The 14,884-nt window shown below is 58.7% G+C and carries 12 protein-coding genes; 8 read left to right on the top strand and 4 right to left on the bottom strand.

From position 1 onward, the window contains the following. Positions 1–18 precede the first annotated feature (18 nt). Positions 19–1,227, bottom strand: a complete 1,209-nt coding sequence (locus tag R0125_RS16180) for an acetyl-CoA C-acetyltransferase (RefSeq protein ID WP_317238814.1) — start codon at positions 1,225–1,227, stop codon at positions 19–21. A 196-nt stretch (positions 1,228–1,423) separates the two neighbouring features. Here R0125_RS16180 and R0125_RS16175 point away from each other — a divergent pair, with 196 nt between their 5' ends. After that, positions 1,424–1,687 carry a late competence development ComFB family protein gene (locus tag R0125_RS16175; RefSeq protein ID WP_248184907.1) on the top strand — a complete coding sequence of 88 codons (264 nt, stop codon included), beginning with the start codon at positions 1,424–1,426 and terminating at the stop codon, positions 1,685–1,687. 63 nt (positions 1,688–1,750) lie between these two features. On the opposite strand, the gene R0125_RS16170 is transcribed toward R0125_RS16175, so the two are convergent. Beyond that, positions 1,751–4,225, bottom strand: coding sequence for a DUF349 domain-containing protein (locus tag R0125_RS16170; protein ID WP_317238813.1), 2,475 nt, complete (start codon positions 4,223–4,225; stop codon positions 1,751–1,753). Positions 4,226–4,398: 173 nt separating this feature from the next. Here R0125_RS16170 and R0125_RS16165 point away from each other — a divergent pair, with 173 nt between their 5' ends. After that, positions 4,399–4,878 (top strand): regulatory protein RecX, encoded by a 480-nt coding sequence (locus R0125_RS16165; protein WP_248184903.1) that lies wholly within the window; start codon positions 4,399–4,401, stop codon positions 4,876–4,878. Positions 4,879–4,909: 31 nt separating this feature from the next. On the opposite strand, the gene mltF is transcribed toward R0125_RS16165, so the two are convergent. Then, a complete protein-coding gene (mltF, locus tag R0125_RS16160) occupies positions 4,910–6,424 on the bottom strand; it encodes a membrane-bound lytic murein transglycosylase MltF (RefSeq protein WP_248184900.1) in 1,515 nt (504 codons plus the stop codon). Between the two features lie 336 nt (positions 6,425–6,760). Here mltF and purL point away from each other — a divergent pair, with 336 nt between their 5' ends. Together purL and R0125_RS16150 are read left to right on the top strand one after the other, a co-directional pair. Beyond that, entirely contained in the window at positions 6,761–10,666 is a 3,906-nt protein-coding gene (purL, locus tag R0125_RS16155; protein ID WP_248184898.1) for a phosphoribosylformylglycinamidine synthase, read from the top strand. A 438-nt stretch (positions 10,667–11,104) separates the two neighbouring features. Continuing rightward, the gene (locus tag R0125_RS16150) at positions 11,105–11,416 is read left to right on the top strand and encodes a YqfO family protein (protein ID WP_248184895.1); all 312 of its coding nucleotides are present in this window, start codon (positions 11,105–11,107) and stop codon (positions 11,414–11,416) included. A gap of 6 nt (positions 11,417–11,422) precedes the next feature. Here the strand turns inward: R0125_RS16150 and R0125_RS16145 are convergent, their stop codons facing one another. Beyond that, positions 11,423–11,971 (bottom strand): NUDIX hydrolase, encoded by a 549-nt coding sequence (locus R0125_RS16145; RefSeq protein WP_248184892.1) that lies wholly within the window; start codon positions 11,969–11,971, stop codon positions 11,423–11,425. A 97-nt stretch (positions 11,972–12,068) separates the two neighbouring features. On the opposite strand from R0125_RS16145, the gene R0125_RS16140 reads away from it, so the two are divergent. Genes R0125_RS16140 through purT form a run of 4 tightly spaced genes read left to right on the top strand, consistent with a single transcriptional unit; the run spans position 12,069 to position 14,606 of the window. Next, positions 12,069–12,674 (top strand): NUDIX hydrolase, encoded by a 606-nt coding sequence (locus R0125_RS16140; protein ID WP_248184890.1) that lies wholly within the window; start codon positions 12,069–12,071, stop codon positions 12,672–12,674. A 1-nt stretch (position 12,675) separates the two neighbouring features. After that, positions 12,676–13,203, top strand: coding sequence for a gamma carbonic anhydrase family protein (locus tag R0125_RS16135; protein WP_317238812.1), 528 nt, complete (start codon positions 12,676–12,678; stop codon positions 13,201–13,203). A gap of 2 nt (positions 13,204–13,205) precedes the next feature. After that, positions 13,206–13,388, top strand: coding sequence for a DUF1289 domain-containing protein (locus R0125_RS16130; protein ID WP_248184884.1), 183 nt, complete (start codon positions 13,206–13,208; stop codon positions 13,386–13,388). Between the two features lie 27 nt (positions 13,389–13,415). Further along, a complete protein-coding gene (gene purT, locus R0125_RS16125; protein ID WP_317238811.1) occupies positions 13,416–14,606 on the top strand; it encodes a formate-dependent phosphoribosylglycinamide formyltransferase in 1,191 nt (396 codons plus the stop codon). Positions 14,607–14,884: the final 278 nt, after the last annotated feature.

The following is a 14,884-nucleotide window of genomic DNA, read 5'->3' as shown; positions in this document are numbered from 1 at the left end:
TCAGAAAAAGTGTCGGGCTCAGACGCGTTCGATGATGGTGGCAATGCCCATGCCGCCGCCCACGCACAGGGTGGCGAGGCCGAACCGCAGATCACGGCGCTCCAGCTCATCCAGCAGGGTGCCGAGAATCATCGCGCCGGTGGCGCCCAGCGGGTGACCCATGGCAATGGCGCCGCCGTTGACGTTCACTTTTTCATCCGGAACAGACAGTTCTTTCTGGAAGCGCATAACCACCGAGGCAAACGCTTCGTTCACTTCAAACAGATCGATCTGATCAACCGTCATGCCCGCCTTTTCCAGTGCCTTGCGGGTGGCCGGAGCCGGGCCGGTGAGCATGATGGTGGGGTCGGTGCTGGTGACCGCGGTGGCGACAATGCGTGCCCGCGGCTTCAGGCCCAACGCTTTACCTTTGGCTTCGCTGCCGATCAGCATGGCGGTAGCGCCATCCACGATGCCGGAAGAGTTGCCGGCGTGATGCACGTGGTTGATCTTCTCCACGTAGTGGTACTTCTCACGCGCGACGCCGTCGAAGCCCATTTCGCCCATCATCTGGAAGGACGGCTTCAGGCTCGCCAGGGAGTCGACCGTGGTGCCGCCACGAATCTGCTCGTCCTGGTCAAGAATCACCACACCGTTCTGGTCGGTCACCGGGATGATGGATTTGGCGAAGTAACCGTTGGCCCAGGCATTGGCCGCCTTTTGCTGGGATTTCACCGCAAAACCGTCTACGTCCTCGCGGCTGAAACCTTCCAGGGTGGCAATCAGGTCAGCGCCGATGCCCTGGGGCATAAAGCCGGTGTGCAGGTTGGTGGCAGGGTCGGTGGCCCAGGCACCGCCATCGGAGCCCATGGGCACCCGTGACATGGCTTCGACGCCACCAGCGACCACCATGTCTTCCCAGCCTGAGCGGACCTTCATGGCGGCCAGGTTGACAGCTTCCAGCCCGGAAGCGCAGAAGCGGTTCAGGGTCACACCAGCGACTTTTTCGTCCCAGTCGGCAGCCAGTGCGGCGGTTTTTGCAATGTCGGCACCCTGATCACCCACCGCCGTCACACAGCCCATGACGATGTCATCGACGTGTGCGGTATCGAGACTGTTTCTCTCCTGCAGTGCGTTGAGAACGGTGGTCAGCAGTGAAATGGGTTTCACGCTGTGAAGTGAGCCGTCTTTTTTGCCGCGACCCCGCGGGGTACGTACTGCATCGAAGATATACGCTTCGGTGGTCATTGCTGTTCCTCTGATGATTATTGTGTCGGGATGCTCTGCCGATGATGCAACCATAGCGGGTTGGGGGTGTTCTGCGTAATGACGCCGGCTGCCAATCGAATTGGCAAAACTGCTCATGCGTGGGCGGGCGGCCATGACAAGGTGGCGCGGGGGATCTATTGTATAAAAAGACGAACACTGCGGCAGGAGGTTAAAGATGTCCCTCAGAGATGCGATCGATAACTTTTATGAACGATTGGTGGTGGACGCCATCGATGCCACCCGAGAGGAATCTGACAACGCCGACTTCCTGACCGACGTGATATGCGTGGCCCTGAACCACCTGCCAACCCGATACTACCGGCATTCCATCGACATGATGTTCTACCTGGGTGACGACGAACTGAAGGCCATGAAAGAAAACTCCCTGATCGCCGTTAAGGACGCCAGGGAGTTTGTGAAGAGCCATCAGCGAGGTTAGGAGCCATCAGCGGAATTGAGAGCCATCAGCGAAGTTGGGAGCCATCAGCGAAGATGAGGCCGCTCACTCCAGCATCGTCTCCAGTGACCGGTTGAGACGCTCGGCCAGCGAATTATTGACTGCCTCCGCCGGCAGGCGGAGGCACCAGTGGGCAACCAGTGCCTCCAGCTGCCGGCCGGTGTCCGGCGTGTCACCGTTGCTGTTGCCCATGCCGTCCGCCAGGCGCTGTACCTGAATCTGCATTCGGCGCCCCTGATCCGACTCCGGTGATGCGGTCCCGGTGAGGATTTCGGCTCGAATGACCAGTTCATCGGCCGCCATGACATCGCCGTCGCTCGCCAGTTGCGTCCAGGTTTCGGGCAGCGCGCCCTGATCCAATGCTCCAGTCATCCGTGCACTGACCAGGTTCTGCCAGGTCTGCACCCGGCTGCGGATTTTCAGGTTGTCCAACAGCTGGGTCAGCCGGCGTTTCTCCTGATTCAGCCGCTCCCGAACTGCCGGTGACACCGGTTCCGCCGTGATCGCCCGCACCCCGGAGAGGACTTGTTCAACGGCTTGCGGGTCCGTGGCCTGCTGGAGGGCCTCGCATTCGGTCAGTACCGGAGCCGCGCTGGCATCCGCATCCCGGGATGCTTGCTGTTGCTCGGACTTCTGTGCGTCCCGACGTGCGAAAATCTCGTCACAGGCCTGACGCAGAGACTGCCACAGTTTGCGGTCTTCCCGGTGGCGGGTGATGCCGATCTGTTTCCACTCGGTTTGCAGGCCTTTGGCTCGGTCCATGGCCTCGTTCAATGGCTCATGGGTGATCAGAGCGTGGGCGCGGTCAACAATATCCTGCTTGAGCGCTTCGTTTTTCCGGCGCTCCGCTTCCAGAGGTTCCTCGAGCTGTTTCAGCAGTTCGTCAAAGCGCTTCTGGACCGTGCGGTTGTCACGGAACTCGATAGGCCACGCCGCTTTCCATTCCTGACGTGCGGTCTGGTGAATGCGTTCGGCAGACTTCCAGTCGATCCGGGACCAGTCTGCATTATCGACAAAGGTGGCCAACTGGTCGCAGATCGCCTTGCGGGTTTCCAGATTGGCCTGTTTGAGGCCCGACTTGGCCGCAAAATAGGCTTTGCAGGGCTCGTAGGCTGTATCTGAAGCGGCCTTGAAGCGGGTCCACAAGGTTCGGTCCGAGGACCCGCCCAGTTCCCGCCATTCGTTCTGCAGTTCGCGGATGCGCTCGGATTTGGCTTCCGGCTCCATGGGCTGGGTGGCCAGGTATTCCATCTGTTCACACAGGGCAATCTGTTTGGGTTCAGTCGCAAAGCCCTGCCAGTCAGTGAGCTCTCTCAACTGCCCGCCCAGTAGCTGTATGCGCGCCTGAAACGGTTTGCTATGGCGGTGATCCAGCGCTTTCAGCTGCTGCTGTGCCTGCTTGAACAGTTGCTTGGATTCTTTGAGCTGCTTGGCGTCCAGCGCCTCATCCAACTTGGCCATTGTGCTCTTGAGGGCATCTGCCTGCTGCTTCTGTTCGGCGTCGTCCCGCTTCGGGGGTTTTGCCGCCGGGGTTTCGCCGGCTTTGCGGGTGAGTGCGTCCAGCTGCTCCGGGCGGGCAAAATCCATGGGCCAGTCGATGGCTTTGATCAGCTCCCGTGCCCGGGTCTGCGCATCGCCGCTGTCGTCAGTCGCCTGAGCGGTGTCGAATGCCGCCAGTTGCTCTCGGTACTGCCCGAGTCGGCGCAGCGCCGCGATGAACAGCTTGAGTGGCTGCATCAGGCTCTCGTAGTGCTTTTGCTGCTGCTTGTCGACGGTGGTGTCACGGGTTGCTTCAAGCCACCGGTTTTCCTGGGTTTTCTGCAGGGCATCGAGGGAGGAGATCGCCGGTGCCTGGTCCGGGCTTTGCTGTCGGAGCTCATCCAGCGTGGTCTGAAGTAGCGCGAGGGTTTCAGCCCGCTGTTGTTGCTGTTCTCTTTGTCGCTGTATGTCTTCCGCTTCTGCTTTCAGAGCGTTTACCCGTTCACGGCACTGATGAATCGCTTCCAGGAAGGCATTGATCTGATCCGCCGTGGCCTGTTTTTCCACCTCGGCCCATTGTTTGAGCAGGGCGTCCAGGCGGGCTTCATAGAGCTTCATGTCTTCGCTGCGGGCCTGTTCTGTGGCGCTGGTCACCAGGGCCTGAATGCGGTCACGGATTTTCTGCGCCAGCTCTTCTTCTTCCCGCAGGTGTTGCAAAGCCTGCCGAACAATCTGGTAAACCCCCTTATCACGGCCCTTGGCCTCTTTCTGGATCCGCTGTAAACCGGCCTTATCCGTCAGCCGGCCGGCGGCTTCGGCACGGATATCGGCGGTCAATCCCTCGATGGCGAGTTGTTCGAGCTGGGTGTCGGTGGGGGCATTCGCCAGCTGCTGTTGTTGCGTTGCACGCAGTTCGTCTCGCGGATCCACGGCCGGCGTTTCGACCGGCTTCACCGGAGCCGGTTTGGTGTTGCCGCGGGTCGCGCCGGACTTGCCTGCGGATTTGTTTTTGCCGAACAGTTTCTGGATGAATGCAGCCATGAGGGTATCCTTGAGATTGAAACCAGTTCCCGGTGTGGGCAAAGTGTGCCGCACCGACCATCGGCGTCCCGCGTCACGGGGCCGGAGAAGTCAACGCGCTGCCATCGATAGAGGGGCAGTTGCATTGCGGGGGCTAGTCTAGCGTTTTGTTCGCGTTTGCGGGAAGGGTCAGAATGGCAAAACAGGAAAAACCGGACGATCAGGAATACAAGGCGCGCTCGGTGGCGTTGAGATTGCTGGCGCGGCGTGAGCACAGTCGAGTCGAATTGAGCCTGAAACTGCGCCAACGTCAGATTGAAAGAGCCGTAATTGACCGGGTTCTCGACGAGTATGAAGCGGAGGGGTGGCTCAATGATGATCGCTTCGCCGACGTGTATGCCCGTCAGCGTATGGATCTCGGGTACGGCCCCCTGAGAATTCTGTCCGAACTGCAGCAGCGCGGCGTTCACACAGCGCCCGAGTGCGTGGATCAGATGACGGACGAGGATTGGGCGGAACAGGCGACTCGTTTGCGCTGCAAGCGCTTCGGTGGGTACAGCCTGCGCGATGACTGGAATGAGAAAGCCCGCCAGGCCCGGTTTCTGAGCCGTCGCGGATTTACCGCCGCCCAGGTTGAGCAGGCGCTGGACTACACCGAGGAATCCGGGCTTTGACCGCCGGTGCGATGCATCCGGCTGTGGCGGCTCACAGGGTTGGTGGAATCATGCCCAGCTCGCTTGGCAGCATTGCGCGCATGTCGCCCCCGCCGCCGGACTCGGCTGGGGGCTCGACGATGGGGGCGCCTTCGAGTTCAACGAACCAGGGTTCTTCCGGGGCTTCGCGTTCTTCGGCCGGCTCAAGCATCCAGGCGAGCACGTCATAATAACGGCGGATGTTCTGAACGTAGATCACCGGTTCGTGGCCCCGGGCATAGCCATACCGGGTTTTTGAATACCACTCTTTCTGAGCCAGCAGCGGCAGGAATTCCTTCACGTCCATCCAGCGATCCGGATCCTTGCCTGCGCCCTCGGTCAGCCGGCGTGCGTCCTCAAGGTGGCCGAAGCCGACGTTGTAGGAAGCGAGGGCAAACCAGGTGCGATCAGGTTCCGGAATGCGATCCGGGATCTGGCGGTGCACCAGAGTGAAGTATTTTGCGCCGCCCTGAATGCTCTCTTCGGGGTCCAGCCGGTTACTGACACCAATCTGGCCCGCCGTGTTCTGGGTCAGCATCATCAGCCCGCGAACGCCAGTGGGCGACACGGCGTTGGGCCGCCAATGGGATTCCTGGTAGCCAATAGCGGCCAGCAGCCGCCAATCGAGTCCGTACTCTGACGCATAGTTGCGAAACAGCCCTTCGTACTTCGGAAGCCGGTTATTGACGTGATGGACGAAGGTGCGGGCACCGACGTAATTGAGCCGGTCCAGATGCCCGTAGAACCGCTCCGAAAGCTGGGCCAGGGTGCCGTTGGTGTTCAGCTCTTCGAGGAATGCCCGCGCCGCATCCGACAGGGTGGTGTCCTGATCGGCGGGGAACAGCCAAGCCAGTTGTTCGGGTTCACCCAGCGAAAACGCCTCTTTCACCATGGGGAAATAGACGTGGTTGAGGTCGAGCTCATTGGACGAGACAACCGCAATCGGGAATTCACCGGACTCTACGCGCGCCAGCACTCCGGCGGCGTCCAGTGCTGGGTGTACCTGCCACTGGAGATCCGGATGATCCGCGCGCAGCTGCTTGAGCCGGTGTTCATGGTTGCTGTCTGAAACCAGGTGCAGGGTGGCTCCGGTCAGATCGGCGGTCGTTTGCGGGCGGTCTATCTCTCGATGGTAGATCACCACAGATTCAGCCAGTATCCCGGTCGGGACGGTGTGATAGCGGTCGGTGAGTTCTTCGCGGTTGGTCAGCCCGGCGAGCCCGATGTGGGCAAAGTTGCGGTCCAGAACAGACAGAATATCAGTGTTGTTTTCTTCCACCCTGACCCGAAGCTCTACGCCCAGGTGGTCGGCGAATCGCTTTGCCAGTTCGTAATCATAACCGGTGGTGCCGTCACGGCCTTCAAAATAGATGGAGGGAGCCGTACGGGTAATGATATGGAGAACGCCTTCCGAGCGCACTTCCTGAACGGTGGTTGGCCGAGAGCAACCGCTGGACAGGACAACAAGCGCGATAGGCAACAGCCAGCGCCCGAATTGGCTGGCAGAATACAGTCTTGGCTTTGACAAATCCCTGGTCTCCCTTGGAACTGCTGCAGGACACTGAGTTTACGATGTCATTACGGGGTTCCGATCATTGCCGGATCCGATAACACCCGAGTTCAAACCTGTTAGTGGCGTCCGATGCCACATTTCAATCATCTCCGTTCGAGTTACGCCGGTCAATCAATGTGATCAATTTATATGCAAAAGAATGTCAATTGTACATGGCCGTAATTACGCTCCCGACGCTGTATCCCTGCCACGCTTTCAAGTATCATGGCGGCCTTTCAGATGGCCGGGTACCTGAGGCGAATGTCCACAGGCGCCCTGACTCCCCCGTTTCGCGCGATACAGGTTTCGATCATGCTTGAACTTCGCGGCGCGCCAGCGCTCTCGCCCTTCCGCTCCAGCAAACTGCACAGCCGCCTCCGGGACATCGTGCCCGAAGTGGAGCATGTGTACGCTGAGTTCATGCACTTCACTGATCTGGAATTCGAGCTGTCTGAATCGGAGCAGGTCATTCTTGATCGTCTGCTCACTTACGGCCCCAGCGTGCAGGTTGAAGACCCGGAAGGTGTGCTGTTTCTGGTGGTGCCGCGCCCAGGAACCCTGTCCCCCTGGTCCAGCAAAGCCACCGACATTGCCCGCAACTGTGGCCTGCGTCAGATCCGTCGCATTGAGCGGGGTATCGCCTATTACGTGCGCGCTGATCGCAAACTGAATCTGGAGCAGCGGGAAAAAATTGCGGCACTGCTGCACGATCGCATGACCCAGAAAGTGTTTCACGAGGTGGGCGGCGCGGAACTCCTGTTCAGCCATGACGAGCCCCGTGTCGTTCAACGGGTGCCTGTGCTGGCGGGCGGCCGTGATGCATTGGTGGAAGCTAACCGCAAGTTGGGGCTGGCGCTGGCGGATGATGAAATCGACTACCTGGCCAAATCGTTCACCGATCTGGAGCGGGACCCCACCGACGTTGAACTGATGATGTTTGCTCAGGCTAACTCCGAGCACTGTCGCCACAAGATCTTCAATGCCTCCTGGGACATTGACGGTGAGGGCCAGGAAAAGTCCCTGTTTGCGATGATTCGCAACACCTATGAAATGAACAGCGAAGGTGTGCTGTCTGCCTACAAGGACAATGCCTCTGTCATCCGCGGCAGCCGTGGTGGCCGCTTTTATCCGAATCCTGAAACCGGGGTTTATGGCTACAACGAAGAAGACATTCATATCCTGATGAAGGTGGAAACCCACAACCACCCGACCGCGATTGCGCCGGCAGCCGGCGCAGCAACCGGGTCCGGTGGCGAGATCCGTGACGAAGGCGCGACCGGTCGTGGCTCGAAACCGAAGGCGGGCCTTACCGGGTTCACCGTTTCCAACCTGAATCTGCCGGGTGACCCGCAGCCCTGGGAAATTGGCTACGGCAAGCCGGAACGGATTGCCTCCGCACTGGACATCATGATCGAGGGACCGATCGGCGGCGCAGCGTTCAACAACGAATTCGGCCGCCCGAATCTTGCAGGTTATTTCCGTACCTTCGAAGAGAAAGTACCCGGCGCAGCCGGTGAAGAGGTTCGCGGTTATCACAAGCCCATCATGATTGCCGGCGGTCTTGGTAATATTCGCGCCGAGCACGTGGAGAAAGGTCACATCCCGGTGGGTGCCAAGCTGATTGTTCTTGGCGGACCGTCCATGCTGATTGGACTGGGCGGCGGTGCCGCTTCCTCCATGGACTCCGGCACCAGCCACGAGAATCTGGACTTCGCATCCGTTCAGCGTGATAACCCGGAAATGGAGCGCCGTTGCCAGGAGGTGATTGATCGCTGCTGGCAGATGGGCGAGGCCAACCCGATAGCGTTTATCCACGATGTGGGCGCCGGTGGCCTGTCTAACGCCATGCCGGAGCTGGTCAAAGACGGCGGTCGCGGCGGGAAATTCGAGCTGCGGGACATCCCCAGCGATGAGCCGGGCATGTCGCCTCTGGAGATTTGGTGTAACGAATCCCAGGAGCGCTATGTCATGGCGGTGGCCCCGGAAAATCTCGAGCTCTTTGACGCGTTGTGCCGCCGTGAGCGCTGTCCCTACGCGGTCATCGGCGAGGCCACCGAGTCTCACCACCTGGAATTGGGTGATTCCTATTTCGACGACAAGCCGGTCGATCTTCCGATGGACGTACTGTTTGGCAAGCCGCCGCGCATGCATCGCAGTGTGTCCCGGTCGTCGTTTACCAAGCCGATTTTCGATTCCACCAAGGTCGACCTGAATGACGCGATCCGGCGAATTCTGCGACTGCCCTCCGTCGGTTCCAAGAGTTTCCTGATCACCATCGGTGACCGTACCATCACCGGCCTGGTCGCCCGCGACCAGATGGTCGGTCCGTGGCAGGTGCCGGTTGCAGACGTTGCGGTTACCTCCAGTTCCTACGATGTTCGCGCGGGCGAAGCCATGGCCATGGGTGAGCGCACTCCGGTTGCGGTGATCGACGCGCCGGCCTCCGGTCGCATGGCGGTCGGTGAGGTAATTACCAACCTGGCGGCAGCGTCCATTTCGAAGTTGTCGGATATCCGCCTGTCTGCCAACTGGATGGCGGCAGCGGGTCATCCCGGTGAGGACGAGAATCTCTACGAGACCGTGCGTGCGGTGGGCATGGAGCTGTGCCCGGAACTGGGCATCACCATTCCGGTGGGCAAGGATTCCATGTCCATGAAGACCGTCTGGGAAGAGGAGAGTGGCGAGCAGAAAAGCGTGACTTCACCCCTGTCCCTGATCATCAGCGGTTTCGCTCCGGTGACCGATGTGCGCCGTACATTGACGCCCCAGCTGATGACCGACGCCGGCGAAACGGATCTGATTCTGATTGACCTGGCGGCCGGCCAGAACCGTCTCGGTGGCTCTGCCTTGGCGCAGGTCTACCGTCATGTGGGTGCGGTCGCGCCCGACCTGGACGACCCGGAAGACATCAAGGCGTTCTTTGCGGTGATACAGGGCCTGAACGGTGACGGCAAGCTGCTGGCGTATCACGACCGCTCTGACGGCGGGCTTTTCGTGACGCTCGCTGAGATGAGTTTTGCCGGTCACACCGGGATTGACGTCAAACTGGATGGCCTCGCTGAGGACCCCTCACAATTCGCCCGCGAGCTGTTCAACGAAGAGCTTGGTGCGGTGATTCAAGTGCGTCGTGACGATACCGATTTCGTGCTGCAGCAGTTTTCGGCGTCCGGCCTGGGAGACCATACCTCGGTTGTCGGTTCGCTGCGTGATGACGACAGGATTCGTCTGAGTTTTGGCGGCTCCGCTGTGGTGGATGAACCCCGCGCCGAGCTTCAGCGCCTGTGGGCGGAGACCAGCTACCGGATTCAGGGGCTGCGCGATAACGCGGACTGCGCCCAGGAAGAGTTCGATAATCTGCTGGACGTCGCTGACCCGGGCTTGAGCGTGGATCTCAGCTACGACATCAACGAAGACGTGGCAGCTCCGTTTATTAACACCGGGGCCCGTCCGAAAGTAGCGGTGCTGCGTGAGCAGGGCGTGAACGGTCAGGTTGAGATGGCGGCCGCCTTTGATCGGGCCGGCTTCGAATCTGTTGACGTGCACATGAGTGATCTGCTCTCAGGCCGCGCCTCCCTGGAGGGTTTCAGCAGCCTCGTGGCCTGTGGCGGCTTTTCCTATGGTGACGTTCTGGGTGCGGGAGAGGGATGGGCGAAGTCGATCCTGTTCAGCGACCGTGTCCGTGATCAGTTCGCTACTTTCTTTAACCGGCAGGATACCCTCGCGCTAGGCGTCTGCAATGGCTGCCAGATGCTGTCGAATCTCCACGAGCTGATCCCGGGCAGTGAGGGATGGCCGCGTTTTGTGCGTAACCAGTCCGAGCAGTTCGAGGCCCGCCTGGTGATGGCAGAAGTTCTTCCGTCACCTTCGGCCTTTATGGACGGGATGGCCGGCTCGAGGATGCCGATTGCGGTAGCGCATGGCGAGGGTCGTATCGAGTTTGCGGGCAGTAACTCGGCAGCGGCTCTGGAAGAGCATGAGCTGGTGGCGTTGCGCTACGTCGACAATCGAGGCCAGGCAACGGTACGTTACCCCTACAACCCCAATGGATCGGAAAACGGGATTACCGGTGTGACCACACGGGACGGTCGGGTCACGATCATGATGCCGCATCCTGAGCGCGTATTCCGGGCCGTTCAGCATTCCTGGCATCCGTCTGAGTGGCAGGAAGATGGTCCATGGATGAGAATGTTCCGGAGCGCCCGTCGCTGGTTTGGCTGATACGCCGGTCCGGCTGACAGAGCCGGCCAGAGGGATTGCGAATACGCGATGCCCTCTGGCCGGTTTTTTTATGGCTGTGAGCCTCAAAAGTGTGCACATTTCAAGGGAAATATTTCTCTGAAATCGCTTTTCTGCCCTTGACTCGTTACTTTTATGCACACTCTTGGTGCCACGCTGTGCGATCAGTGAACAAAACGCTGATTATTGCTTCAGATTTTGTAGGACAGTTGTAAGGTATTGAAAAATATAGATTTAAATCTGTAGGTGAATTTGTCGCCAATTTAACGAAAGTGCAGTAATAGCAGGGGGTGAGGGCGTGTTCCCAAAAACTTTCCCCAGAGTTATCCACAGAATCTGTGGGTAAGTAGCTAAGCCCTTAATCTGTACAAAAAATGCTCGGTCACGAAGGTGACGGAGTGTTCAATTGGAGCGAGTGTGATGTACAAAATCTGTTATTTTGTCCCCGAGTCTCACCTGGAGGAAACCAAGTCGGCATTGTTCGGGGCAGGGGCCGGTCGCATCGGTGACTACGATTGCTGTGCCTGGCAAAGTTTGGGGCAAGGGCAGTTCCGTCCATTGGCGGGCAGCCAGCCCTTTATCGGCCAGCAAGGTCAGGTCGAGAAGGTGAGCGAGTACAAGGTCGAGCTGGTGTGCGAAGACAGCGTGATCAGGCAGGCGATCGAGGCCTTCAAACAGGCTCATCCCTATGAAGAGCCTGCGTATGAAGTCTATCGCCTTGAGGTGCTTTAGGCCGGTCTATTTTCGCGTAGCCATGGAATAGCGAATGTCCGTCACGTGAACCTGAAAGGCCTCGCTTTTCAGGTCCTCGAGGAACAGTTCCAGGGTCTTGCGTACTGTCGGGAAAGACAGTTCTTCCCAGGGGATGTTATCCAGATCGAACAGGCGGGTTTCCAGGGATTCCTCGCCGGCACCGAACTGGCCGTCGATCAGCGTTGCCCGGTAAAACATGTGTACCTGATTGATATGAGGTACGTCGATAATGCTGTAGAGGCCGTCGATGTTGACTTCCGCCAGGGCTTCCTCGCGGGTTTCGCGGGCGGCTGCCTCTATCGTGGTTTCGGCATTCTCCATAAAGCCTGCCGGCAGGGTCCAGTAGCCATACCTCGGCTCGATGGCGCGGCGGCAAAGCAGGATCTGGTTGTTCCAGACGGGAACGGTGCCCGCAACAATGCGGGGGTTCTGGTAATGTATGGTGTCGCAACTGAGGCACACATAACGGTGCCGATTGTCACCCTGCGGGATTCGCTGCTCTACCGGGTGGCCGCATGTGCTGCAGTATTTCATGGCTTTCACCGTATACTTGTAAAATGTGTGGTAGCAAGTTTAACGATCTGCGCTGCCGCTGTCTCATTCAAACGACGGTCGTAGTTGGAGCAGGGCTTTGCACAACCTTTTGAAAGAACGACTCTCGGGTTACGCGCCTCGACAGCTGGCGCTGGATTATCCGGAAGCCGGGATTCTCGTGCCGGTGACGGATAACCACCACAACCCCGAAATGGTGTTTACCCTGAGGTCGTCGAACCTGAATACCCATCGCGGGCAGGTTGCATTCCCGGGTGGCAAGCGGGACCTGACCGATACCTCGCTGGCGGCGACAGCGTTGCGTGAAACTCACGAGGAAATCGGTTTGCCGCCTGAGCAGGTGCAGATCGTTGCGCCCCTGAGTCAGGTCATGTCCCGTTACGGGATACTGGTAACACCTTACGTTGGGGTGATACCCCGCGATCACCCACTGCAGGCGAACCCCCACGAAATCGAAAGTATTTTTAAAGTTCCTCTGGAATTTTTCCTGGAGGACCGCCGTGAGCGCACCGACGCTCTCGACTTCCTGAATCACACGTTTTATGTTCCATGCTACCGCTGGGAGCGGTATCAGATATGGGGGTTGTCGGCAGTGGTTCTGGTTGATTTCCTGAACGCTGTGTACGATGCCGGCATTGACCTTCTGGAGCCCCCAGCCCCCAACACATCCCGAACAGGAGCCTGATATGTATTTCGCGCTTGGCGATCGCAAACCCGAGTTGCAGGGAAATGGCCACTTTGTGGCGCACAACGCCAGTGTGATTGGCAGTGTGCGTTTGCTTGAGAAAGCCAGTATCTGGTTCAACGTGGTGATCCGCGGTGACAACGAATGGATCACCATCGGTCCTGAATCCAACGTTCAGGATGGCTCGGTGCTCCATACCGACCCGGGCATCCCTCTGACTCTGGGGCGGGGTGTCACGGTTGGCCACAAGGCGATGCTCCATGGCTGTCAGATTGGCGACTATTCGCTGGTTGGCATCAATGTGGTCATTCTTAACGGTGCAAAGGTTGGCAAGCATTGCCTGATTGGCGCTAATACCCTGATTCCTGAAGGCATGGAGGTGCCGGATGGGTCGATGGTTGTGGGCTCGCCCGGCAAAATCAAGCGTGAACTGAACGATAACCAGAAAAAGATGCTCGAGCTCAGTGCGGCGCACTATGTCCAGAACGCTGAACGGTATCTTTGCCAACTGACACCCTGCGAGCTTTGAACATGAAGGTAGCTGACAAAGTAAGGTCGCCCTGCGTCAGCGTTTGTGCGTTGGACGCGAACGATGTGTGCATTGGTTGTCACCGCACCGGCGACGAAATCATGCACTGGACCCGAATGACCAATGAGGAACGTCGGGAAGTGTTGAAGAAGGTCGCCAGGCGCGAAGAGAAAGTCGCCCTGTGAAACGTATTGCTACAGGAATCCAAGGTTATGTCTGAAACCGTGCGCATCGGTACGCCGCTCAGAACGGGCGCGTTCAAAGTTCTGTTCTGTGGCTCGGGTGAGTTGGGTAAAGAGGTTGTTATCGAGCTCCAGCGGCTGGGTGTGGAGGTGATCGCTGTTGATCGATACGCCAATGCGCCGGCCATGCAGGTGGCCCATCGCAGTCATGTTGTGGATATGCTTGATGGCCAGGCGCTGCGCGCGGTAATAGAGCAGGAGCGTCCCAATCTCATCGTTCCAGAGATTGAAGCCATCGCTACACCCGAACTGGTCGCTCTCGAGCAAGAGGGTTATCGCGTGATCCCAACGGCCCGTGCAGTCAACCTGACCATGAACCGGGAGGGCATTCGTCGGCTGGCGGCAGAGGAACTGGGCCTGCCAACGTCTCCGTACCGTTTCGCGGAAACCCGCGAGGATTATCTGGCGGCTATAAAGGAAGTCGGTATTCCCCTGGTGGTAAAGCCGGTGATGAGCTCATCCGGTAAAGGGCAGAGCACCGTTCAGTCAGAAAGTGACGTAGAGGCTGCCTGGGAGTATGCCCAGACCGGGGGCCGTGCCGGCAAAGGCAGGGTGATCGTTGAGGGGTTTGTGGACTTCGATTATGAAATTACCCTGCTTACCGTCAAGCATCGTGACGGCATCTCATTCTGTGATCCGATCGGGCACCGGCAGGAAGACGGTGACTACCGCGAATCCTGGCAACCTCAGGCCATGAGTGAGCAGGCACTGGCGCGCTCCCGTGAGATTGCCGAAGCAGTGGCCAGCAACCTGGGCGGGTATGGCGTTTACGGTGTGGAGCTTTTCGTCAAAGGCGACGAGGTCTGGTTCTCGGAAGTCTCTCCCCGGCCTCACGATACCGGTCTGGTTACCCTGGTTTCTCAGGACCTGTCGGAGTTTGCCCTGCACGCCCGCGCCATTCTCGGCTTGCCGGTTCCTGCTATTCGTCAGTTAGGCGCATCCGCCTCTGCGGTCATCCTCCCTGAGGGTGAATCGACGGATGTCTCCTATTATGAGTTGCAAGAGGCCCTGGCGGTACCGGACACGCAATTGAGGTTGTTCGGCAAACCTGAACTGCACGGGCGCCGCCGCATGGGTGTGGCGTTAGCCAAAGGCGAGACCATTGAGCAGGCAAGGGAAGCTGCCAGGCGCTCAGCGGCTGCGGTGAAAGTCGACCTGTAAGGCGGTTTTTGGTGGATCCTGAAAAAGTTTTGATGGAACCGTTGACACCTTCGGGCAGGTCTGTAGAATGCGCATTTCCTTCGAGGGGCAAGCCGATTAGGCGGCTCCGGATTCGGGGGTCAACTGTTTGAAAGTATTGAAGAAAACGAGTTTTGAAATTCTTCAGATAAACGGTTGACAAGGCGGCGGAACGATGTAGAATACGCCACCTTGATTGAGCAACAGCTCAAACGCTCTTTAAAAAGTTAACCAAGTAATTCGTGTGGGCGCTGGCCGAG

Origin of the sequence: Marinobacter sp. M-5 (assembly GCF_032911545.1) — a bacterium.
GTDB lineage: Bacteria > Pseudomonadota > Gammaproteobacteria > Pseudomonadales > Oleiphilaceae > Marinobacter > Marinobacter goseongensis.
Note: the sequence above shows the minus strand (reverse complement) of the source record. Positions and strands in the feature narration are given on the sequence as shown.

Excerpts from the sequence above, each read along its gene's own strand:
- R0125_RS16180 (WP_317238814.1), bottom strand. The coding sequence starts at position 1,227 with ATGACCACCGAAGCGTATATCTTCGATGCAGTACGTACCCCGCGGGGT.
- R0125_RS16145 (WP_248184892.1), bottom strand. The coding sequence starts at position 11,971 with ATGAAATACTGCAGCACATGCGGCCACCCGGTAGAGCAGCGAATCCCG.
- R0125_RS16175 (WP_248184907.1), top strand. The coding sequence starts at position 1,424 with ATGTCCCTCAGAGATGCGATCGATAACTTTTATGAACGATTGGTGGTG.
- purL (WP_248184898.1), top strand. The coding sequence starts at position 6,761 with ATGCTTGAACTTCGCGGCGCGCCAGCGCTCTCGCCCTTCCGCTCCAGC.
- R0125_RS16165 (WP_248184903.1), top strand. The coding sequence starts at position 4,399 with ATGGCAAAACAGGAAAAACCGGACGATCAGGAATACAAGGCGCGCTCG.
- R0125_RS16150 (WP_248184895.1), top strand. The coding sequence starts at position 11,105 with ATGTACAAAATCTGTTATTTTGTCCCCGAGTCTCACCTGGAGGAAACC.
- purT (WP_317238811.1), top strand. The coding sequence starts at position 13,416 with ATGTCTGAAACCGTGCGCATCGGTACGCCGCTCAGAACGGGCGCGTTC.
- R0125_RS16135 (WP_317238812.1), top strand. The coding sequence starts at position 12,676 with ATGTATTTCGCGCTTGGCGATCGCAAACCCGAGTTGCAGGGAAATGGC.
- R0125_RS16130 (WP_248184884.1), top strand. The coding sequence starts at position 13,206 with ATGAAGGTAGCTGACAAAGTAAGGTCGCCCTGCGTCAGCGTTTGTGCG.
- R0125_RS16170 (WP_317238813.1), bottom strand. The coding sequence starts at position 4,225 with ATGGCTGCATTCATCCAGAAACTGTTCGGCAAAAACAAATCCGCAGGC.